The 22,121-nt window shown below is 40.0% G+C and carries 19 protein-coding genes; 9 read left to right on the top strand and 10 right to left on the bottom strand.

All coding sequences use genetic code 11. The annotated features are described in order from the left end of the window. Positions 1–109 precede the first annotated feature (109 nt). From XEN7305_RS24515 to XEN7305_RS24490, 6 genes are all read right to left on the bottom strand, one after another. Positions 110–925 (bottom strand): glycosyltransferase family 2 protein, encoded by an 816-nt coding sequence (locus tag XEN7305_RS24515; RefSeq protein ID WP_006512243.1) that lies wholly within the window; start codon positions 923–925, stop codon positions 110–112. A 5-nt stretch (positions 926–930) separates the two neighbouring features. Then, entirely contained in the window at positions 931–1,731 is an 801-nt protein-coding gene (locus tag XEN7305_RS24510; RefSeq protein ID WP_006512242.1) for an aldolase/citrate lyase family protein, read from the bottom strand. A 55-nt stretch (positions 1,732–1,786) separates the two neighbouring features. Then, positions 1,787–2,230 carry a dTDP-4-dehydrorhamnose 3,5-epimerase family protein gene (locus XEN7305_RS24505; RefSeq protein WP_006512241.1) on the bottom strand — a complete coding sequence of 148 codons (444 nt, stop codon included), beginning with the start codon at positions 2,228–2,230 and terminating at the stop codon, positions 1,787–1,789. Positions 2,231–2,238: 8 nt separating this feature from the next. After that, a complete protein-coding gene (locus tag XEN7305_RS27110) occupies positions 2,239–2,949 on the bottom strand; it encodes a class I SAM-dependent methyltransferase (RefSeq protein ID WP_006512240.1) in 711 nt (236 codons plus the stop codon). 144 nt (positions 2,950–3,093) lie between these two features. Next, positions 3,094–4,128 carry an AraC family transcriptional regulator gene (locus XEN7305_RS24495; RefSeq protein WP_006512239.1) on the bottom strand — a complete coding sequence of 345 codons (1,035 nt, stop codon included), beginning with the start codon at positions 4,126–4,128 and terminating at the stop codon, positions 3,094–3,096. A 97-nt stretch (positions 4,129–4,225) separates the two neighbouring features. After that, on the bottom strand, positions 4,226–4,696 hold the full coding sequence (locus tag XEN7305_RS24490) for a Spy/CpxP family protein refolding chaperone (protein ID WP_006512238.1): 471 nt from the start codon (positions 4,694–4,696) through the stop codon (positions 4,226–4,228). A gap of 242 nt (positions 4,697–4,938) precedes the next feature. Here XEN7305_RS24490 and trpB point away from each other — a divergent pair, with 242 nt between their 5' ends. From trpB to XEN7305_RS24455, 7 genes are all read left to right on the top strand, one after another. Next, positions 4,939–6,180, top strand: coding sequence for a tryptophan synthase subunit beta (gene trpB / locus XEN7305_RS24485; RefSeq protein WP_006512237.1), 1,242 nt, complete (start codon positions 4,939–4,941; stop codon positions 6,178–6,180). 300 nt (positions 6,181–6,480) lie between these two features. Continuing rightward, positions 6,481–7,929: a GAF domain-containing SpoIIE family protein phosphatase gene (locus XEN7305_RS24480; protein WP_006512236.1), complete on the top strand. Its 1,449-nt coding sequence runs from the start codon at positions 6,481–6,483 to the stop codon at positions 7,927–7,929. A gap of 223 nt (positions 7,930–8,152) precedes the next feature. Continuing rightward, positions 8,153–9,406, top strand: a complete 1,254-nt coding sequence (locus tag XEN7305_RS24475) for a Zn-dependent hydrolase (protein WP_006512235.1) — start codon at positions 8,153–8,155, stop codon at positions 9,404–9,406. 78 nt (positions 9,407–9,484) lie between these two features. After that, a complete protein-coding gene (locus tag XEN7305_RS24470; RefSeq protein WP_006512234.1) occupies positions 9,485–10,114 on the top strand; it encodes a Uma2 family endonuclease in 630 nt (209 codons plus the stop codon). Positions 10,115–10,218: 104 nt separating this feature from the next. Then, positions 10,219–10,911: a GntR family transcriptional regulator gene (locus tag XEN7305_RS24465; protein WP_006512233.1), complete on the top strand. Its 693-nt coding sequence runs from the start codon at positions 10,219–10,221 to the stop codon at positions 10,909–10,911. A 22-nt stretch (positions 10,912–10,933) separates the two neighbouring features. Then, positions 10,934–11,347, top strand: coding sequence for a gamma-glutamylcyclotransferase (locus XEN7305_RS24460; RefSeq protein WP_006512232.1), 414 nt, complete (start codon positions 10,934–10,936; stop codon positions 11,345–11,347). Between the two features lie 377 nt (positions 11,348–11,724). After that, entirely contained in the window at positions 11,725–12,174 is a 450-nt protein-coding gene (locus XEN7305_RS24455) for a hypothetical protein (protein WP_006512231.1), read from the top strand. A 428-nt stretch (positions 12,175–12,602) separates the two neighbouring features. Here the strand turns inward: XEN7305_RS24455 and metH are convergent, their stop codons facing one another. The 4 genes from metH to XEN7305_RS24430 all read right to left on the bottom strand — a co-directional run bounded on the left by metH (position 12,603) and on the right by XEN7305_RS24430 (position 20,818). Then, on the bottom strand, positions 12,603–16,160 hold the full coding sequence (metH, locus tag XEN7305_RS24445; RefSeq protein WP_006512229.1) for a methionine synthase: 3,558 nt from the start codon (positions 16,158–16,160) through the stop codon (positions 12,603–12,605). A 97-nt stretch (positions 16,161–16,257) separates the two neighbouring features. Then, positions 16,258–16,791: a cofactor assembly of complex C subunit B gene (locus XEN7305_RS24440; protein WP_006512228.1), complete on the bottom strand. Its 534-nt coding sequence runs from the start codon at positions 16,789–16,791 to the stop codon at positions 16,258–16,260. A gap of 54 nt (positions 16,792–16,845) precedes the next feature. Then, a complete protein-coding gene (locus XEN7305_RS24435; RefSeq protein ID WP_006512227.1) occupies positions 16,846–19,182 on the bottom strand; it encodes a polysaccharide biosynthesis tyrosine autokinase in 2,337 nt (778 codons plus the stop codon). 175 nt (positions 19,183–19,357) lie between these two features. Further along, on the bottom strand, positions 19,358–20,818 hold the full coding sequence (locus XEN7305_RS24430; RefSeq protein ID WP_238569040.1) for an SLBB domain-containing protein: 1,461 nt from the start codon (positions 20,816–20,818) through the stop codon (positions 19,358–19,360). A gap of 84 nt (positions 20,819–20,902) precedes the next feature. Here XEN7305_RS24430 and XEN7305_RS24425 point away from each other — a divergent pair, with 84 nt between their 5' ends. Both XEN7305_RS24425 and XEN7305_RS24420 read left to right on the top strand, forming a co-directional pair. Further along, on the top strand, positions 20,903–21,160 hold the full coding sequence (locus XEN7305_RS24425; protein WP_006512225.1) for a TIGR02450 family Trp-rich protein: 258 nt from the start codon (positions 20,903–20,905) through the stop codon (positions 21,158–21,160). Positions 21,161–21,245: 85 nt separating this feature from the next. Continuing rightward, the gene (locus XEN7305_RS24420) at positions 21,246–22,121 is read left to right on the top strand and encodes an ABC transporter ATP-binding protein (protein WP_006512224.1); all 876 of its coding nucleotides are present in this window, start codon (positions 21,246–21,248) and stop codon (positions 22,119–22,121) included.

The following is a 22,121-nucleotide window of genomic DNA, read 5'->3' as shown; positions in this document are numbered from 1 at the left end:
TGGACCGATAAATTTTGATAACTACGAGGGCTTAACCCTAATATCTTAGATGCTTCGTCGGTGTTTACTATATTATGAATAAGCCAGCTTTTCTCACAATTTTTATTATTTAATTTATCATTTTTTGCTTTATCTTATTATCAATACGCCACCATCTATGTCCGCTGTGATGAATGTCAGGGTTGTAATCGCGATCATGAATGTTGATGCGCGCTTGGTAAAAGTTATTAAAGTCTTGATTTAATTTATCCATGTCAAAGTGATATCTATGCCCCCATCCTTTTTTTTTGTCTGTTTCTCCTAACTTTTTTGCCAGTAACTGATGACGATGATATGTTTTTTCTATACCTAAATATTTGAAATGAAGATTTAGCATCTCGTCTCTTTTAGGAATAATGACTTCCCCTAAAAAATCAGCTCTATGGCGACCAGGTCTAAAATTGGTCTCCTTAATTTTATGAGGGGCAAATATCTGCATTTTACTCATTTTAACCCAAGGTGCTCCCTCTAATACTGATTGATGAAGTACAGAATCTGTATCGGGAAAAGTTCTGCTTATCATTTGATACCCTAGGCTGGGAATAGCTGTAATTCCGTTATTTAAACATCTATATAGGTAATCTTTGACATGAGGATGATAGAGATGTTCGTCGATATTAGCAATAACAACCCAATCAGCTTCATTACTGCTTTGTTTCCAAGAGTTATTGTAAATATATTGGGCAGAAAGCACCCAGGAATCAAGATACTTTCTTTGCAAAGGGATACGCACCACCCTTTTTTTTGCATCAAGAATTTCTCTAGAACCATCCGTTGAATTATCGTCATGAATAAAAAATTTATCTATCCAATCTTCATAATGTCGAAAGAAATATTTCAGCATGTGGGATTCATTCCAGCAAACAGTATGAAGGTGAATTTTCATATGATCTATGTATAGCCTGTTGATTTTTTTAGCATATTTAAAGCCTCATTGAGTTCAATAACTGAACTCTGTCTCCAGTAATGTATATGTTCTCTAGTTTTTTTTATCTCCTCTGCAATTTCTTTGGTACTTAATTTATCAATATTAAACGATCTTGAGATTAATGCTCCTGTTGCCTTGAGTTGTGCTAATCGTGCATATATTAAATTGGATGGCACGGGTAGGGACTCATCATTTGCTCTAGCTACACCCCCAATCCCAAGTTTTAACTTTGCAGTTATTACAATATTAGAAATTTGATCCATTATGGGTTTTGATAGCAAAGCTAAACGGTTCTTTTCCTGTAAATCGATAGAAAGATCATTCAAGCCGATATGGATTTCCTCTATATTTAATTTCACTATATCTTCCAGGTTGTATACCGCTTCGCTTCTTTCAACTAAGGGAATAAGTTGGGCACGTCCGTTAATCAAGTCCAGCATTGAGGAGACTTCTTTTGCTGTTTTGAAATTAGGCAACATGATAATTTCGGTGCCTGCTGCAAGTAACGTCTCAACTTCTTTATGGCTATGATTACCTAAAGGATTACATCGAGCAAATAATTTAGCTCTAGATAACTTCTTCTTAATAACAGGCAACTGACTAAGATGGTGGCAGCTGATCCAAGTATTCATTCCTGCCTGGCGCTTTTCTTTCCCCAAGGTCTCTAGATCGAGTCCAATTCTGGATACTCCTCCTTTCTCTGCACGGGAAGCTAACTGAGGATCATTAGTCCATAAGGTAAGATCAAAATTGGGGATTAACATAGATGGATTATTTCCAGTTAAAGCCTTATTTTAAGCTAATGTCATAAGCACTTACTTAATTCCATTGATAGGGAATTTCCATAGTATTTACAGGAAGTCTATCTTCATCGGAATTACTTGAGTCAAACATTTCCGAATTAAGATGAATTAAAAATGCACTATTTAAACTAATAGTCTGAAATCCGTGCCAGATTTTGGGAGGGATCTTAACTAACTTAGGAGCCAACTCTCCAATAATTATTTCTTGAACTTTTCCATAACTTGGACTCGACTCTCTGCTGTCAAATAACACCAGTTTTATCATGCCAGTAATAGCAGCAATTTGATCGATTTGTTTATGATGACGATACCAAGCTTTAATAATCCCGGGAAAGGTTTCGGTAATATAAATTTGGCCAAGACTAATAAAATGTTCATTATCTCTTCTCTGGATTTCCATTAATCGACCTCTTTCATTGGGAATTAACTTCAATGGCTGTATTATCACGTCTTGGATCATGGTTATTATTAGAAAAATGCCTTGTGGAAAAAAATTTCGCGATTGTCCTTGTCAGATATTTTTTGTAGGGCGATACAGGAGCCTTCAATCCCAAGTTCAATATCAATAAGCTCCCTTTTATGTTTTTCCGGAAGAGTCCCTACTACTTTATAATTCAGATTAGTCACTATATATCTAATTAAAGGACGAATAGACTTCCAGTCTGCATCATCGAAAGCGACAACTCCCCCATTTTTCAGAATTTTGTCGATATAGAAAAAATCTACTAAAACATAGTCGAAGGTATGCCAGCCATCGATAAATGCGAAATCAACTCTTACCCCATCTTGTAGCAATTGAGGTAAAGCTTGATAAGATTTCTGTGGATAAAAATCGACAATATCTGAATACCCAGCTTCATTAAGATGACGCAGCCCAAGATTTTTCCAAAATTTTTCTTGATATGGATCTATGACGATATGCGTTCTTTGTTCATTAGCTGGGGTTGAAGAACAAATCGCTAAGGCAGAAAATCCATATCCTAAGCCAACTTCCAAGGATATCTCTGGTCTTTGTTGTGCAACCAACTTACAGAGCAATTCCGTTTCCGGCAAAGAGATGCCCCCAGTGATATTTGCCACTAGTTCTGCCCGATGATCAGTAAGCTTTAAAACGTCTCTAATATATTCTTGAGTGAGTTTAGGAGAATTCTTATACAAGTTTTCGAGTAGTTCATTCATACGATTAATTTTAATTCATACGATTAATTTTATGGTTCTAAAAACCACTCTCTTTTTCATACAAGATGAATATGGGATAGTATATCTTCTAAACTTTTTGACCTAAGAGAAATACAACATGATTTTGGACAATTAAATAATTACTTATGAATTGTCATTGTTATGCAGTTTTATTTTGAGAGTTTTTTTGCGGAAATATCGCGGAGAAAAATTAGTCCATTCTTTGAAAGCACGACTAAAATTAGCAGAATCTGAATATCCCAATTGATAGCCGATATCAGTGATATTGAGTGTTGAGTCCTTTAGTAGTACGATCGCTTTTTCTCGACGAACTGCTTTGAGTAACTCAAAGTAATTGAGCTCTTCTTGAGCTAAGCAACGTTGTAAGCTACGAGTGCTAAAACCCATGAGCTTAGCAACTGTATCAATACAAGTAACCTGATGAGGCAACAAAGTCTCTATGGTTTGCGAGATCGCACCTGATAAATCAGTAGCAGGGAGATTATCTTGCCAGCTATCATGGTTCTGCCCCAGAGCAGCTTTTGTCTTGGAAGATTGCTCCCGATTTTGTTGGAGTAGATGACGGGGAAATGAGATCGCGGTAAATTGCTGATTAAAAAACAGTGGCACCTCCGACAGTAGCGGACAAGCAGACAAACTAGGCATAGCTTTCATTTGTAAATAAACTTTAGTCGGTTGCCATTGTTGTCCTGTAATTTGTTGAATGACTTTGATCATATAAATCAAGGTATAAAGTTCTACCTGAGTCGAACCAACTTCAATAACTGGTATACCCTGGCGACAAAACCAAGCCTCTTGATGATCAATCTTTAACCAGAAGCAAGCAGAAGAACTATGCCAACGAATATGATTTAAAAAATTGTTGAGGATGTCAGATAGTGAAGGTGATTTGAGTAGAGATTCACCTAACAATCCAACATCGGCTAAGTCAGTTTGCATCGCAACTTGTAAGCCAAGATCTTCGCTCCTCTCGAATCTTGCGGCCTGCTCAAGTAATGACCAAACGGAATATTCAGGAATTAAATTATTTGATTTTTCAAAATCCAGCCAGGGAATATTGGCTTGTCTCAGTATTTTGGTTGTTGGCGAGCCAATCTGCTCTAAAAACCTGAGAAAAGGAGAAATTTGACTGGATCTGATTAGGGGAATCTGCGGCACAAGCAAAATTGTTGAATAATATCAATTGGCTCTTGAAAAAAGCCATTACACAAACAGCCTTAAGTATTTTGGCTTTTTTCAAGATCGTTTACAGATACTATTGGCTAGCTTTTTTGGATGCTAGCTCACGAATTTTCTGATTGATTTGTCCACGCTGCTCCACAGTCAATTCATCTCTGATGGCAATCAACTCATCAAACATAATGTCACTTAGTTTACGTTCTAAATGAACAACCTCATCTCTAGCAACTCTAATTTCATTACTGGATGACTCAGGCTTAACAACTTGCTCTAAAGTGTTTAGAGCTACTACAAGCTCTTGGAAAGTCTCAATTATTTCGGGACGATAATCAGTGACAATAGTTTTGATTTGGGTTTTTTGCTCATCTGTTAGATTCAGGCTATCGATAAACTCTTTGACAGCCTCTTCTGCCGATTTAGGGGTTTCGGTTGATTGAGCCAAAAGTTGCACATCAATATTCTGTTTCGGTTCTGCCGAGACAAAATTGGCAACCGAAGTAAATGCCAAACCCAAGAATAGGGAAGATAATAATGCTAGCTTTTTCATGTAAACTCCTCACGTAATAAATTTAAATCTGCTTTTTATTGCATTGAATAACCAGTAGATTGTAACTGGATGAAATATATCATATATCAGGTTTTCTGTGATAAACCTTTTGATCTAGTGTGACTTGTAGACTGAACCTGAGGATAGTAAGCATCAGACTTGAAAATCTGGCACTACGTGATCAAAAGTAAGGAAAGTTCTATGATTATTTGTACGGAAAAATATTTTTATTTCTATTTTCTATGACAACTACACCAATTAACTCTAGCGATCGCACCAATGTCCCAGATAGTTTAGGCCGTTTTGGCCCCTACGGTGGAAAATACGTTCCTGAAACTTTAATGCCAGCTTTGGCTGAGCTAGAAGCAGCTTATAATAAGTACCGATTAGCTCCAGAATTTCAAGCCGAACTCCAAGGATTGCTCAAAGATTATGTCGGCAGAGCTAACCCTTTATATTTTGCTGAGCGTCTAACCGAGCATTATGCTAGACCTGATGGGACAGGAGCTCAGATCTATCTCAAACGAGAAGACCTAAACCATACTGGAGCGCATAAGATCAATAACGCGCTAGCCCAAGCATTACTCGCGATCCGGATGGGCAAACAACGCATCATCGCCGAAACCGGTGCCGGGCAACATGGTGTTGCGACCGCTACAGTATGCGCTCGTTTTGGTTTAGAATGCATTATTTATATGGGCGTTCAAGATATGGAACGTCAAAAACTCAATGTTTTTCGGATGCGTTTACTAGGGGCAACCGTACAACCTGTCACTGCGGGAACAGGAACCCTCAAAGATGCTACCTCCGAAGCGATTCGCGATTGGGTGACTAATGTGGAGAATACTCATTATATCTTGGGTTCTGTTGCTGGGCCCCATCCTTATCCAATGATGGTCAGAGATTTTCATGCCATTATTGGTCAAGAAACTCGCCGCCAATGTCAGGAAAAATTTGCTGGTTTGCCCGATATTCTCTTAGCCTGTGTGGGTGGTGGCTCCAATGCAATGGGATTGTTCCATGATTTTGTGAAAGAACCATCGGTACGGATGATTGGGGTCGAAGCCGCGGGAGAGAGCGTGCTCTCTGGAAAACATGCCGCGACTTTAACCGAAGGCAAGCCTGGGGTTTTGCATGGTGCGATGAGTTATCTATTGCAAGACACTGAAGGGCAAGTTGTCGAAGCTCATTCTATTAGCGCAGGTCTTGATTATCCTGGAGTTGGCCCCGAGCATAGTTATCTCAAGGATACAGGCCGTGCAGAATATTACAGTATTACAGACAAGGAAGCAGTGGCTGCTTTGTGCAAATTGTCGGAGTTGGAGGGGATTATTCCTGCTTTAGAAACTGCCCATGCTTTTGCTTATTTGGAAAAACTTTGTCCTCAATTAGAAGGTCGTCCTCGAATTGTGATTAATTGTTCTGGTCGAGGAGATAAAGATGTCCAGACTATCGCAAAATATTTGGGAATTTTTGATCTATAAACTCCTAATTAAGACTAAGAAATTAATGACCAGATAAATTCTTGGCATCATAGCTAATTTAAGTTATGATGAACCAACTTCAATTGCACCAGATCAAAATTTTGGTTACGATTCGGCTTTGGAGAGGGGTTCTTCAAGAACAGTCTCACCAATCGCATTTCCAGAGACCCACCATGTTTTTTACCAGCTAAAAGTCTATAGCTTGTAGTTTATAGCTAATCTCGAAGCGATTTTAAAGATAACTCTGGATAAGTTGTCAGCAGTCTTAGTTAACCTAATGTCTGATGTTATTAATATGTAATGGAACAAAGTAATGAGGCGATGACTGTTATCCCATTCCCTCAACAACCATCGGATAAGTCGCAACAGGAGTTGAACTCAGAAGCTGAGGCGGTGAGTTCTGTTGTTGCCCTTAAAGAGCTAGTAGCTAGTCTCAAAAAAGAGCAAAACAAAATTCAAGATTTGCTGAGCTCTCTGGGATTTGCACTCCGTAGTTTTAGTAATTTAAATCAGTTTCTCGAATTGACCCCTTTAATGGCGGCAAGAGTGACTGATGCGATTGGTGGTGTTCTAGTTTTATATAAAAATGACACTCAGGTAAGTCTAGAGCAAATTCACTGTCAAAAGGCTAATCTTGGGAGAGAAGTGCGCCGCACCTTTGAAAAGGTTAGTTATCAGATAGATATTGCCACTCATAAAATCACTAGCAAATCCCCAAAATTACTCTCTAATCTTCTAGATGATAAGCTCAAACAAGAGCTGGGGGATCAACTAAAAATTCATGGCACTCCCATACTCGTCAAAAATGTTGAACAGGGTCGTCTGTACGTTTTCAGTGTCGATCCTGAATATCAATGGACGGCAACCCGGAGCAAACTAGTACAATTAGTCGCTGACCAAACAGCAGTTGCGATCGCAAACCATGAGCTCACTGTAGAAGTCCGTTCCAAAGAAAGACAAGATCGCGAACTCGAAATCGCTTCAGAAATCCAATTGCGCCTGTTGCCCAGTCAATGTCCCAAAATTGAGGGCATCGAAATTTCCGCTAGATGTAAAACAGCAAATCGAGTAGGTGGGGATTATTACGATTTTATACCCACTAATTACGATCGCATCCGCCATCATCGAGGTATGGCTCAAGAGCAAGAGTCCCCACTAGTCCCCTGGAGTATTGTAATCGGAGATGTGATGGGTAAGGGCGTACCTGCTGGTTTGATTATGACCATGACTCGCGGTATGTTGCGAGCAGAAGTTTTGAATCGGAATTCTCCTGCTCGAATAATGCAGCATCTTAATCGAGTAATGTATGCCGATTTAGAGAATTCGAATCGTTTTGTGAGTATGTTTTATTCTGAATATGACCCCAAAACGAGAATGTTATCCTTTACGAATGCGGCTCATAATCCCCCGTTATGGTGGGAAGCTTCCTCCGGTAAACTCAAGAAATTAGACACCTGGGGTATGTTAATTGGCTTGGATGTCGACTCTGAATATGAAGATGATCAAGTCATACTATCTCCCGGGGACACTATTATCTATTACACTGACGGTTTTACCGATGCGGTGAATCCCAATGGTGGCAGGTTTGATGAAGAAAATCTTTGCGCTGCTTTTGAATGGGGATGTAAGAATTTAGCCACCACAGAAGAAATTCTCGATCATCTATTTAACAAGGTAGATCGGTTTATGGGTAAAACGGATACCAGCAAGGATGATATGACATTGATTGTGATGCGAGTAAGCAGTTGAGCAGGACTTCGTCCTTGAGGGCAGAAGGCAGAAGGCAGAAGGCAGAAGGCAGAAGGCAGAAGGCAGAAGGCAGAAGGAAATAACTTACTCCAGGTCCTCCCTGCAAATTTAGCAGACTGTATCATCGATCGCATTAGCTTGTGACTTTGAATGTAAAGATAGTCTTAAATTTATTGTATACAGTATACTTAATTTTCTGCTCTTCTCTAAAGTCGCTCCTACTATGAAATCAATAACTACTGCTCAAAGCAAAACTCAATTAAAGATTAATGGCGATCGCTTGAACCAAAGTATTGCTCGGTTGGCGCAAATTGGCAAACTTCCCGATGGTGGAGTCAAAAGAATTGCCTATAGCAAAGAAGATGTGGCGGCCCGCAAGTTAGTAACAGATTGGATGCTCAAAGCTCAGATGGAAGTTCGAGTAGACACAGCAGGCAATATTATTGGGAGATATCTGGGAAAAAATCCTGCGCTAAGCGCGATCGCAACAGGTTCTCATATTGATACTGTGCCCTGTGGCGGACATTATGATGGAGCTTATGGCGTATTAGCTGGCTTAGAAGTAGTACGAGTTCTTCAAGAAAATAAGATTAGGCTAGATCGCTCCCTAGAGGTCATTGTCTTCACCGACGAAGAAGGCACTATGATTGGTTCTAAAGCAATTTCGGGCAGAGTGATTGGCGATCCAGGTTATTATCGTCGTCCCGATGGCACAGATATTTACACTTGTTTAGAGCGCATTGGTGGTGACTGGCAAAAGATTGCCCAGGCGCGTCGCAGTGAGCAAGATATCGCGGCATTTGTCGAGCTTCATGTGGAACAAGGGCCAGTTTTAGAATCTATGCACAAACAAATTGGCGTAGTCGAAGGGATAGTTGGGCAAAGACGTTTCAATATTTCTGTTAAAGGTAGTGCCAATCATGCTGGGACAACCCCAATGCAGATGCGTTGTGATGCTCTAGTAGCCGCGGCTCAAGTTGTTTTAGCAGTCAATCAAATTGGCAATACTCCAGGACAACAGGTTGCGACGGTAGGTAAGATGCAAGTTTTGCCGAATGCGGCGAATGTAGTTCCTGGCTGGGTGGAGATGAGTTTAGATATTCGCGATCTATCTAGCTTACATATTGATAGTTTGCTGGAGCAATTACGCAGTCATCTCGAAGAAATCGCGATCGCAACCCATACCCAAATTCGGCTACATCCCTGCCTACATAATGAACCGGCTCTGGCGGAACCTTCGATTCAAAAAGCGATCGCCAGAAGCTGTGAAAAGCTTAATTTAAACTACACTTATCTTCCCAGTCGCGCCAGTCATGATGCCCAGGAAATGGCACAAATTACTGATATGGGAATGATTTTTGTTCCTAGTACTCAGGGGGTTTCCCATGATGCTAGTGAATATACTTCTCCTGAGCAATGTACTCAGGGTGCCAATGTTTTACTGATGAGCCTAATGCAGTTAGCCAAGATTCATTAGGAATACTTGATAGGATATTGATATCTTAAACTTGCTTTCAGTATTAATAATTCATGATTTATTAGAAGGTCTATATCAATGCTAATAACCACATCCAGAGCTGATCGAGTTATCCTGCAGAATATTAACTGGCAACAGTTTGAGGATTTACTTTTAGACTTAGGAAGTCGCAGTGGTACTCGTTTAGCTTACGACCAAGGCACACTAGAAATTATGAATCCCTTACCAGAACATGAGTATTACAAAGAAGTTATTGGGGATGTAGTTAAAGATCTCGCAGAGGAATTAGAATTGGATTATGAAAGCTTGGGCTCAACAACCTGGAAGCTAAAAACTCAATTAGCAGGAGTAGAACCCGATAATTGCTTTTATTTTCAAAACGAAACCCTCGTCCGAGGACAGTTAAATTTTGACCTCGATCGAGATCCGCCTCCTGATCTAGTTCTAGAAATTGATCTAACTAGTAAATCTTTACCTCGTTTTCCCATTTACGCGCGATTGAAAGTAATGGAAATCTGGTGTTACGAATCAGGAACACTAACTATCTACTTGCTGAAAAATGGGGAATACCTGAAGGCCAAGAAGAGTCTAATTTTTCCTCATCTGCCAATTCAGCAAATACCCAATTTAATTGAAAAATCCCGAACTAGTGGGAGACGTGCAATCAGACAAGCTGTTCGACATTGGGTGAGAGAGAACGTCGATTAAAACATCTGTCTGGAGTGAATTAGTTGTGTTAGATTATTGATTTTTTTCGTGTATACTGTATACGTAAAATCGCGAACATTGTTTTAAGAGTTCTCATTCTATTTATGATTGCCATTCAACGAAGTAAATCTTTAAGAGAGCAGGTTTATCAAGCTCTGAGAAAAATTATTCTCACGGGCGATTTGGCATCAGGGGAGCGCATAGTTGAAACTAAATTAGCCAAACAATTAAATGTTAGCCGAACTCCGATTCGTGAGGCGATCGGGCAGTTGCAACGGGAAAAATTAATTGTCTCCAATCCTAATGGTGGGTTTAGAGTCGCCAAAATGTCGATCAAAGATGCGGTGCAACTTTATGATTGTCGGATTGCCCTAGAAGAAGTTGCGGTGGCAGGTGCTTGTAAACTTGTTAATTCCCAACAGCTCAAACAATTAGAGCAATATATAATTTCGGCGGAACAGTTAACAGAAGCTAATTCAGGAGAATTGAATAGTTTTGAGTTATTAGAACTAGACTATCAATTTCATCATCTGATAGCAGAAATTTCTGATAATCAATGGTTACTTGCCTTATTAGAACAGGTTTTCGACAAAATGGCCTTGTTGCGAGTGCAAACTACGCAACATAATCCTCAAGTTTTAGAAATTCGCTTAGAACATCGCCAAATATATGATGCGATCGCGAGTAAAAATCCAGATTTGGCAAGCAAATTTATTAAGCAACATTTAGCTGCCAGCAAAGTTAGAGTTGTCGGCGAAATGGAAATCATGACTCATCAAGAATCTAATTCTAATTAAATCAAACCAGTAAAAAAATAATATGAGTACAACAGAATCAGGCACCAAGAGAGTTTTTATCTGTGGTTCGGCGTTGCAAGGACAACCAGATCACAAAAATCTTCAATCAGCAACTTTCCTTAAAACTGCTCGGACGATAGAGGGCTATCGTCTTCATGCAGCAGAAAATGGTTGGCATCCTGCTATTTATGCAGTAGATACCGGCGGTGTTAGTATTCCTGGCGAAATTTATGAAATGACCCAGGAGCAATATGAATATCTCTTGAATAACGAACCTCCTCATATGTATCCTGAAACAGTGGATTTGGAGGGAGGGGAACAGGCGATCGCGATGCTTTATCCTCAAGAGTTGGTCGAAAAATATCAATGGCTTGATATTTCTGATCTCGGAGGCTGGGCTGCTTACAAAAAAAGTGAAACAAGCGAAATTGCCTAATACTTCCTTCTCCTAATTAACTTTGTGGTTAATTTATTAGCTGGCTTGATTGCTGCTTATTGTCGCCAAAAAGCCCTCTATTGCTCTTGATGACTTTGTTTTGCCTGTCTCTGCTTAACCCGAACTCCTAGGAACTAGAAAACCCATCAAGGTTTGGACCTGTATCATTAGAAACTAATACAAATTTTTAATAAAGACAGTATAAAGATTTATATTTTTAAGAGATATCTAGATTTTTAGCCTAAATCAATAAATAATAACTCGTATTTATTTACAAAAAAATATTAATGTTTTTAGGTGTAATTTCTATTGCTTTAATCTTTTTTATTTCTTAACATACGGACATATGTAAAGAAAGTATTAATTGACTTAATATTATGAATAAAAATAAATGTGAATTATATGACTTATCTAAAGAGCTGAAAAATAATCATAAAATTAATCGAGATATTTCTAAATACTTAACAAACTCTCAGAAAGCTGAATTGCTTTCTATTCTCGAAAATAATCAAGCTGTATCAAAACTGATTAGGGTTCTGATTGCCAAGAATAAAGCACTAGGAGCAACCAACAGAAAAATTGGCAAACAAAGAAATAGTGTTGAGCACTCTTTCAAGAAAGAAAGAGAAAAAAATGAGAGATTAACCACAGAAATTTCTCAACTTAAATATGAATTGCAAGAATTAAAATCCCAGATGGGGATCACCTTAATATCATTTCAGGAGCAGCTCTTATCCAATATCTTAGGAAGAAGTGAAATTATCAAATTCATTCAGGAATTAATTCATGCCATACAAGAGAGTAATCAACATAAGGAAATTCAATAAAATATTACAAGTCAAGCAGCAAGTTTATAGATTAACTTTAGTTGATTCAACCAAACAACTTAAAAAGACTTACCCAGATCTAACTAATAAGAGAGATTTGAGAAAAATAGCCTAAGATCACTGTGGAATCATCGCCGATATTATCGACAAGCTCGGATTAGTTGCAGAAATCGAAGAGCTGAGAGAAATAGCTTTAGGGCGATTTTAACTTGACAGACATTTGCCATAGCTAAAACAGCAAATTCCTTTGAAGAAAAGGGCAAAGCAAGGTTTCTGATGCATGAAAGACCAGATTAAAGTTACTTGCTTTTTTTCAGCTTGAGTGAAAACATCCTGACAAGCCAGGGCCCCCATTTTCATTCTAGTTTGTGAAAGATCGTCAAAACCTCTTTGAAAACAATTATAGTCAAGATAGATTAAATCTATCATTAAGTACTAAAGTATCTCGCTACAGGATGATAGGTGATAATCGCCGTAGTAGACTGTTCCGGATACAATTGCTCACTTTCATCCATATACATATTGATACGTTTGGTATCCAACAAATCCAATTGTTTATATTGGTCCGGTATATGAGGACAAGCAGGATATCCGAAACTATAACGAGAACCGCGATAGCGTTGTTGCAAAATATCTCTGATATTCTCTGAATCTTCTGCCTCAAAGCCCAACTCACTACGTATCCTCGCATGAGTCCATTCGGCCAAAGCTTCCGCCATCTGCACTGCTAGACCATGATAGTAGAGATAATCAGTATATTGATCATCGCTAAACAGCTTTTGGGCATATTCAGTAGCTATTTCCCCAACGGTAACAGCTTGCATCGGGAAAACATCAATTACGCCTGATTCTTTGGTCGCAAAGAAATCGGCAATACATAATCTTTTGCCAGATCTTTGTCTGGGAAATTCAAAGGATGTGACCAACTTACTATGATCTTCAGGGTCATAGATATATACAGTATTCCCTTCTGCATTACAGGGGAAATAACCATAAATGACTGTGGGGTCTAATAAATTTTCAGTCAGAGATTTTTGTTTCCACTCTTCCAAAATAGGATGCACTTTTCTGGCGAGGAACTCATCATATTCTTCTCTCGATTGTTCCTTGGGTTTTCTAAATTGCCACTGACCCACAAACAAAGCTTGTAAATCTAGATAAGGAAAAACTTCTTCAATCGCAATTTGATTGGCTTTTAATATTTTACTGCCCCAAAATGGTGGTGTGGGTCGTTCAATATCCAAAGCTACTTCATCAGAACGACGAGTATCGATTACTAAAGGTTCTTCTGGCTTACTAACTTCATCGACAAAAATTTTATCGCGGTTTTCTCCCTCAAAAGGTTGTTCTGAGCCGTCGCTGGCATAGGTTTGCGCAATGTCATCAACTTCATCTAAAAAGCCTTTGATATCATCCCAATTATTTTCTACTTTGGCAGGCATTAATTTATCCATAAAATGCAAATCTGCAAAAGCATCTTTACCATAGATAACTTTACCGTTGTAAGTATTTTGACAATCTTGGTTAACAAATTTAGGCGTCAGTGCCGCGCCCCCTAAAATAACGGGAACAGTGATGCCTTTTTCGTTAAATACCTCTAGATTGTCCTTCATGAATGCTGTCGATTTTACCAACAAACCACTCATGGCAATACAGTCCGGCTGATGTTCTTCGTAGGCTTTAATAATATTATCAATTGGTTGCTTGATGCCAAGATTAATTACCTTATAACCATTATTAGACAGAATGATATCAACGAGATTTTTACCAATATCGTGAACATCACCTTTAACCGTTGCAATCACAAATTTACCTTTGCCCCGATCATCAGTTTCCGCCTTATCCATATGGGGTTCTAAATGAGCCACAGCAGCTTTCATCGTTTGGGCTGACTGCAAGACAAAAGGTAATTGCATTTGGCCAGAACCAAATAATTCACCAACAACTTTCATACCATCTAACAAGAAAGTATTGATAATATCTAGAGGAGGATAATCTTGCATGGCTTCGTCTAGAGCTTCATCTAAACCAATTCTCTCCCCATCAATAATATGTTGCTTGAGTCTTTCATTAATCGGCAGATTTTTATCGACTGCTTCAGATTTTTTGGCTTTCTTGCCTGCGAATAATGTTGTTAGCTCGCCTAAAGGGTCATAAGTGCAAATATCACCGTCAAATTCCCGTCGGTCATAGATTAAATCAAAACAAATCTTTTGGTGGGATGGATCTATTTTAGAAAGAGGTAGAATCTTACTGGCATTCACAATGGCCGAGTCTAATCCGACCTGCATACATTCATGTAAGAAAACTGAATTTAAAACTTGTCGTGCAGCTAAGTTTAAACCAAAGGAAACGTTGGAAACTCCGAGCAGAATATGACAACCGGGTAATTCATCGCGAATTCTTCTGATGGCATCGACGGTTGCTTTAGCATTTTCGCGATCTTCTTCAATCCCTGTAGAAGCAGGTAAGGCTAGAGGATCGAAGAATATTTCGTGGGCGGGAATGCCATAGGCGATCGCAGCATCATAGGAACGCTTGGCAATCTCAAATTTCTTATCTGCGGTTCTACCCATGCCATCTTCATCGATCGTCCCAATGACTACTCCTGCGCCATAGGTTTTGGCAAGTTCTAATACTTTGATAAATCTTTCTTCGCCATCTTCGTAGTTAGTGGAATTGAGGATACATTTTCCGCCAGCTACTTTCAACCCTGCTTCCATTTTTGTCCATTCGGTGGAGTCAAGCATCAGGGGTAAAGTGACATTATTGACCAAGCGAGATGCCAATTCATGCATGTCTTGCTCGCCGTCTCTGCCCACATAGTCCACGTTAACATCAAGAATATGGGCACCTTCTTTGACCTGGGCTTTCCCCATTGCCACCAGGCTATCCCAGTTTTCTTCATTGAGCAGAGTTCGACATTTTTTGGAACCACTAGCGTTGAGTCTTTCGCCGACAATCAGGAAAGAATTATCTTGAATATAAGGTTGGGTATTGTAAATTGAGGCGGCAGAAGGCTCAAATTCAGGATGGCGTTCTTTGGGGGTCAAATCCTGAGCCATGTCTGCTAGTTGTTCAATATGTTCGTAACGAGTACCGCAACAACCGCCGATTATTTGCACTCCCAAATCCTCGACAAAATGCATTAATGACATCCGAAGTTCCATGGGCGTCAATTTGTAATGAGCTTGTCCGCCAATATTTTCGGGTAAGCCGGCATTAGGCACACAGGAAACTATAAAGGGTGAATGTTCCGACAAATGCTTAACATGTTCCTTCATCAAGTCGGGCCCTGTGGCGCAGTTGAGCCCAAGAATATCAATGGGAAATGGTTCTAAAATTGCTAAGGCTGCTTCCATTGTTGAGCCTGAGAGCATTGTCCCCATTTGTTCCATGGTGACTGAGACCATTAGGGGTTTGCGATCGCCTTTTTTGTCAAAGACAGCTTCAATGCCATTCAGTGCTGCTTTAATCTGCAACACATCCATACAGGTTTCGACTAAAAATAAATCTACGCCGCCGTCATATAAGGCTTCTGCTTGTAGCTCGTAGTTAGTCCGCAGGGTGTCATAGTCAATATGTCCCAAGGTGGGCAATTTGGTGCCGGGGCCCATTGATCCGGCAACGAAACGAGGCTTGTCGGGGGTAGAATATTCCTCTGTGAGTTTTTTTGCTAATTCCGCAGCCGTCTTATTGAGATAGTATGCCTGATCTGCCAAGTCATATTCGGCCAACACCATCGCCGTACCACCAAAGGTATCAGTTTCAATTACATCTGCGCCAGCTTCTAGGAAACCTCGATGCACTATTTCGACGGCTTCTGGTTTGGTATGGACCAGATATTCATTACATCCTTCGTATTCGGCTCCACCAAAATCTTCGGCTGTGAGATTTTGGGTTTGGAGATTGGTTCCCATCCCGCCATCGAAGACTAACACGGGACGGCTGGGACTTTTGAGGCGATCGAGTAAGAGACTGTTCATTGCTAGCGACTGCTGATCAACAGGTGAGAGGTTTACAAGTTGGTTTTATTATAGGTCTCTGTTTTTGGAATGGGAAAGAATATCTGAGGCAAAGTCCCTAAGGTTTGATCAATTTAAAGGATAAGTTTTTTCTTAATTGAGTTAATTCATCCCGATGACCAATCAGCGTAATGAGTTTGTAGCTATCTTGTCCATTAAATTCAGTTTCGATTCTGAGTAGGACTTTTTCCAATCTGGCGGCATTTTTCCAGTAGAAAACCCCAGAAACTGGAGACAGCAGTAATAACAACCAAAAGACATTAGCGATCGCGGGATACAATTGCACCAAAACTAAGGCCAAAGAAAATAAACCCAAAAGCGTCAAAAAGGTCAGAAAAATTGCCATGAACCAACTAGGTTGGACAAAACCTTGGAAGGTCACCTGATTGTTATCTTTGTCTACGGCGATCGCCTTATAAGCTCGATTCTCAAAATAGGTTTGTAACTTGGGGAGCAAAATATCTTCCGATTCAGAAGTCGCAATTTCTAATTCTTCCGTGCGGTCTTTCACCGAACCACGAATGAAAAAAGGTAAACCCACCATCGTCAGAATAGTGAGGAATAGGGTTGAATTACTAACAGGCAAAGTCATAAAGGAAAGGATGAGGGATGAGGGATGAAGGATGAGGAAATATTTAACACCTCATTATTTTCTTTCGGAATAATAACGAGAGTAGTAGGAAGAACCGTTTGAGTTATGATTAGCGCGGTTAGCGACTAAACCTAAAACAGGAACATTTGATACTTTTAGGTTATCAAGATTTTGTTTTAAAAGGGAACGGTCTGTTTTGCCCATTCTGACGACCAAGACCACGCCATTGGTGCTAGAAGCTAAAATACGACCATCAGCAAAACCTAAAATTGGCGGCGTATCATAGATAATCAAATCGTAATTGCGATCGCATTTGAGTCGTTCCATGAGTTTTTGCATTTTGACCGAGGAAAGCAAGCGAGTCGGATCGGGAGGAATATCGCCTGCGGTGATCACCGAAAGATTTTCCCAGTGCGGTACCTGTTTGATGGCCGCTTCGACAGGCAAACCTGTGGCTAAAATATTACTTAAACCCGATTTATTTTCCAATCCTGTCCAAAGATGAACTTGGGGACGACGTAAATCGGCATCGATTAACAAGACCTTCTGTCCCATGGCACTAGCTGCCTGAGCCAGATGGGAAGAAACTGTCGATTTACCCTCAGAAGGAATTGAAGAACTAACGACAATCGAATTAATATTCGCATCCGAACCCAATAATTTAATATTAGTATTGAGGGAGCGAAAAGCTTCCAAAAAAGGAGAAGCATTGTAGCGTTGATGCTGATGGTTTTTCTGATCTACTATCGAGGTGGGAATCGGAGAATTCTTGATATCAATAACATGACCCCCAATTTGCAAAGTTGGCAAACTCAGGGTCTCAGGGTTTTCTGCTACTTCGGCTAAAGGTTTGAGATCTTTTTGGGTGGGGATAATGCCCAATAACGGTATGGGGATTGCTTCTTTAATTTCCTCGGTAGAGTGAAACACAGGGTCTAGTTTTTCCGCCAATAGAGCCGCACCAACACCTAAGAGCAAACCACCCATAATCCCGAGGGCAATGTTTAGAGGGGGATTGGGAGATACCCGATCCTCTTCGAGCTTAGGACTAGCAATCATTTGCCAAGGGAGAGCTTGTCTTCCTGCTTCTAATTGCAGTTCTTGTTGAGCTTGCAAAAACCGCGTTAAACTCTCGGTTGCAACGGTGAGTTCGAGTTCCAAATCACTATACTCGCGAGCAATCACAGGCATTTGCTCAATGGAGGTTTTGAGTTCGGCGAGGGCTGTTGCGAGAGAAGATTCCCGAATTTTGAGAAGTTCTTGTTGATTCGCCGCTTTAATATATTCGAGATCTAATTTGGAGCGCAGAGAACTCAATGAAGGGGCAGAAGTTATATAGTCTTGATCCTCAGAATAATTTTTGCCTAGTACTCTAAAAGCTTCTTTCTCAAGTAAAGGTAGCAATTGAGCTTTTTTCTCTTCTAAAGTAATAATCACAGGATTTTGTGGGGAAAAACGAGCTGATTCTTGAGCAAGACTAATTTCTATTTTTTGTAGCTCATCTAATAATCCCTGATATCGAGTTGATTCACTTAAATAACTGTTGGCGATCGCCTCATCAGGCTCTTTCCCCAATTGTTGCTGCAAGTTTTCATACAAAGAGCGAGTTTCATTCAATTCTAGTTGGGCGGCAAAAAATTGCTCTTCAATCTGAAGCTGTTGTTGGGACAGGATATTAGCCTGAGTCTCGATATCAATTAGGTTGTAACGCTGACGAAACTTTTGTAATTTGTCCTGCAATTGATCTACATTCGCTCTAATGTCTGGCAGTAAATTTTCGACAAACTCAATTCCTTGATTAACTTCGGCCCTTCTTTCTTCCAACGAGTAGCGTAAATAATCTTGAGCCAAAGTATCGAGAACAAACTCAATCTTTTCGCGATCGCCATCCAGATAAGAAACTTCAATAATCTTCGTCTCATCCACTCGTATTATTTGCAGCGGAGATTTTCTAAATTTAATTAGATCTTCATATTCAATTTCTGGGTAGCGCACTGCTAATTTTTCCAGAATTGGATTGAGAACAATCGGGCTCTGCAAAACTTCTATTTGAGTTTTGTAATCCATACCCTCTTGGTTTTGCCCCAAAATAGCCAGTAGATCCTCTTCTTTCCCCTGGGTAACAGGCTCCACCAAAAGTTGAAAACTACCTTCATATTTGGGCTCTTGAAACACAGTCCAAAGAATCGAAGCGCTAGTAACTCCAATAGTCACTAAAGTAATCAATCGCAAGCGATGTTTAATTACTCTGATTAGCTGTCGGAGATCAATTCCCTCGTCATCCTCCTCCAAAACTGCATTTTGCTCGATCATCGGCATCGAGTACAGATAGGTTCCGTTACCATTTTGGGGACTGAGAGAGATGGTACGCTCTAGGCTATTTTCAGGCATGATGACAAATTTTCCAGGACTAGTTAACCGCAATTGGTTGGCAATATTATCGCAATGGTAACTGATACTAAATCATGTTGAGACAAGACCCATAAAAGTTTAGGGACGCAGTGTATCACTACGTCCCTAGGTGAGTTGCCAGAATTAAATTAATAATTTCTCAATTAATCAAACCTTAGAAGCCAAAAATCAATCTCAAGATTCCCAAAGGTGCTGCCGCAGGTCTAAAGGCATCAGATGTTGCTGCCAATCCAGAACGACCAACCACAACTACATCATTCTCTTTTAAAATTGGGTTATTTTCGTCATTGGCTCCACTAGCTAAATCAACGTCAATCTCCCGTTTTTCAACAGTACCATCTAGGTTTAACCGAACCAACTCTACTTCGCCCTGATTCGCCCGGGATTTATCAAAACCGCCTGCGGCTAAAATCGCCTGATTAAGAGGTGTATTGGGCTTAACTTGAATTGCTCCAGGGTTAGCTACTTCTCCAACCACATTAACCGTAATGTCCCGGGAAAGTCGACCAAACTCCGCTTGTTGTTGTAATTCAGCATCAGAAAGAGCTACGGCCTTAGAAACAGTAATTTCATCGCCTTCTTGCAGAATAACATCCTTGTCTGCATCAGCAGATTGGAATAAATCCCACAAATTAACTGTCATAACTTTTTTCTTGCCATCCCAAGTTTCCCGGCGAACTTCTACCGCTCTCACATCAGCAGTGGGTTTAATGCCTCCTGCCAGCTCTATTGCTTGAGTTAATCTAGGAGGCAAGGAATCTCTTTTGGGCCCATTATTATTCTGATTATTATTGGTTGCTAATTGATCAGGTTGGACAACTAGAGACCCAGGACTATAAATCTCTCCTACAACAGCAACACTGATCGGCTCATCTACTTGCAATCCAAAACTGGCTTCCGATAATCTTTCTAATTCTGCTAAATTAATCTCCTCAACAGTGGGCAAGAAAATTGTGTCGCCATCTCTGAGGGAAATATCTTGACTTAATTGCCCATTGTTCAGCAACGACCATAAATCGGAGGTAAAAGTAGTTGTTCTACCTTGAATTGTTCTATTAACTTGAACATTTCTCACATCAGCTAGGGTTGTAATTCCCCCTGCTTGTTCAATCATATCGGTAACAGTGGGAAAATCAGGAGTAGTTGGAGTGAGCTGAAATTCGTAGGCACCAGGATTATCTACTTCTCCAGAAACCCCAATTTTTAAGGGGCGAGGCGCCACTAAACCCGCATTGACTATGGGTCTTTTTAAATAAACTGAATATTGTTTGGAGACGGCCTCTTCGGTTTGCTTAAGAGTTAGGCCCTCTACATTAACGGCGCCTACCAAAGGCAAGCTGATCGTACCATCGACATTAACTGGATACTCTCCACTATACTCATCAACCTGAAAAATATCTAAGCGAATTTGATCCCCAGCACCTAAGGTATAATCAGTTTCTTGACCTGCAACTATAACATTCTGCCCTGAAGAAACATTAGCATTGGGGGTGGTTTGCGCTATTTCTAATTCTGCTGTGGCAGTAGCAATGGGAACAACTAACAATAAGGGGGTGGCAATTGCTAATTTTTTCCAAGTTATCCCTAAAAGTAATTGATATAAATTATGGTTCATTTTCATAAAAACATTAAGATTTGAAAGTTAAAAAAGTTAAATCTATAGACAAATACACCGTCATTATTTTCTCTTAAAATTACCATGTCGAAAGCAAAGAAGAAAAAGTTCCCGCATTTGGTGGGTTCCAAATGGACTGCCCGACAAAGCACTTGGGGTTGGCGACATTTTCAAGTGATTAATCGCAAAAATCAAGGTAAATGGGTATTTGCCGAGATGGTTGCATCATGTGATCCCAAGACCCGTTTCTGGTTAAATGCCGAAAGGTTGAGAGACGATTCTGCATGGTATCCTGGGTGGAAAACATCTGCCGAAATCCAAGAAAGATCAGTAGATATTTAGTTTACTATATTGTTACATATCTCTTTTTATAACAATTATTTGAAAAAATTGTCACCATAATTTGTAAAGGATAAATGTTGATTCAATGAATACTGCTGTTAATATTTCTGGAGTTTCTAAGATTTACGATCGCATCTCTGTTGTTAATAATCTTTCCCTCTCGATTGAAGAAGGAGAAATTTTTGGCTTGCTCGGGCCTAATGGCGCGGGAAAATCGACGACAATTCGGATGCTGATTACTTTGGCCAAACCCAGCCAGGGAAATATCGAAGTCGCGGGCTATGATACCCTCAGACAAAGCGATCGCGTAAAGCGAAGTATTGGGGTGGTTTTACAGCAAACCAGCGTCGATGGCGATCTTTCTGTTTGGGAAAACCTCGAATTTCACGGCAGAATGCATCATATTCCCAATCCCGTTCGGCAGGAGCGGATTAATCGTTGGTTGGAATATGTGGAGTTAACCCAGAAAAGAAATGCTCTAGCCAAAACTCTCTCTGGCGGCATGAAGCGCCGGCTGCAAATTGCTCGGGCTTTATTGCATGAGCCGCAAATTCTCTTTCTCGATGAACCAACTGTGGGTTTAGATCCGCAAACTCGTCGTCGTCTCTGGGAAATTATTCAAGATTTGAATCAAAAAGGTATGACTATCCTGTTGACGACTCACTATATGGAGGAAGTAGAGTTTTTGTGTGATCGCTGTGGCAATGGGAAACCTGGCAGAATTGGGATTATGGAAACTGGGAAGTTAATTGAGCTGGGAACATTAGAGGAATTTCGCAGTCGCTATGGAGAGGCGATCGCAGTTTCCCAAAAAGGCGATCGCATAGATTATCAATTTTTTGCGGATTCTACAGCGGCTAATACTTATTTAGATTCTTTGGCTGATAAGAGGGGTGTTATGGTGAGAGATTCTAATTTGGAAGATATTTTTGTGGAATTAACAGGACATCAATTAAATTAG

The organism is Xenococcus sp. PCC 7305 (assembly GCF_000332055.1).
In the GTDB taxonomy this organism is placed as follows: Bacteria; Cyanobacteriota; Cyanobacteriia; order Cyanobacteriales; family Xenococcaceae; genus Xenococcus.
Note: the sequence above shows the minus strand (reverse complement) of the source record. Positions and strands in the feature narration are given on the sequence as shown.

Bases quoted from the DNA above. Each gene is read 5' to 3' on its own strand.
- XEN7305_RS24515 (WP_006512243.1), bottom strand. From the start codon at position 925: ATGAAAATTCACCTTCATACTGTTTGCTGGAATGAATCCCACATGCTG.
- XEN7305_RS24510 (WP_006512242.1), bottom strand. From the start codon at position 1,731: ATGTTAATCCCCAATTTTGATCTTACCTTATGGACTAATGATCCTCAG.
- XEN7305_RS24505 (WP_006512241.1), bottom strand. From the start codon at position 2,230: ATGATCCAAGACGTGATAATACAGCCATTGAAGTTAATTCCCAATGAA.
- XEN7305_RS27110 (WP_006512240.1), bottom strand. From the start codon at position 2,949: ATGAATGAACTACTCGAAAACTTGTATAAGAATTCTCCTAAACTCACT.
- XEN7305_RS24490 (WP_006512238.1), bottom strand. From the start codon at position 4,696: ATGAAAAAGCTAGCATTATTATCTTCCCTATTCTTGGGTTTGGCATTT.
- trpB (WP_006512237.1), top strand. From the start codon at position 4,939: ATGACAACTACACCAATTAACTCTAGCGATCGCACCAATGTCCCAGAT.
- XEN7305_RS24480 (WP_006512236.1), top strand. From the start codon at position 6,481: ATGGAACAAAGTAATGAGGCGATGACTGTTATCCCATTCCCTCAACAA.
- XEN7305_RS24475 (WP_006512235.1), top strand. From the start codon at position 8,153: ATGAAATCAATAACTACTGCTCAAAGCAAAACTCAATTAAAGATTAAT.
- XEN7305_RS24470 (WP_006512234.1), top strand. From the start codon at position 9,485: ATGCTAATAACCACATCCAGAGCTGATCGAGTTATCCTGCAGAATATT.
- XEN7305_RS24465 (WP_006512233.1), top strand. From the start codon at position 10,219: ATGATTGCCATTCAACGAAGTAAATCTTTAAGAGAGCAGGTTTATCAA.
- XEN7305_RS24460 (WP_006512232.1), top strand. From the start codon at position 10,934: ATGAGTACAACAGAATCAGGCACCAAGAGAGTTTTTATCTGTGGTTCG.
- XEN7305_RS24455 (WP_006512231.1), top strand. From the start codon at position 11,725: ATGAATAAAAATAAATGTGAATTATATGACTTATCTAAAGAGCTGAAA.
- metH (WP_006512229.1), bottom strand. From the start codon at position 16,160: ATGAACAGTCTCTTACTCGATCGCCTCAAAAGTCCCAGCCGTCCCGTG.
- XEN7305_RS24440 (WP_006512228.1), bottom strand. From the start codon at position 16,791: ATGACTTTGCCTGTTAGTAATTCAACCCTATTCCTCACTATTCTGACG.
- XEN7305_RS24435 (WP_006512227.1), bottom strand. From the start codon at position 19,182: ATGCCTGAAAATAGCCTAGAGCGTACCATCTCTCTCAGTCCCCAAAAT.
- XEN7305_RS24430 (WP_238569040.1), bottom strand. From the start codon at position 20,818: ATGAACCATAATTTATATCAATTACTTTTAGGGATAACTTGGAAAAAA.
- XEN7305_RS24425 (WP_006512225.1), top strand. From the start codon at position 20,903: ATGTCGAAAGCAAAGAAGAAAAAGTTCCCGCATTTGGTGGGTTCCAAA.
- XEN7305_RS24420 (WP_006512224.1), top strand. From the start codon at position 21,246: ATGAATACTGCTGTTAATATTTCTGGAGTTTCTAAGATTTACGATCGC.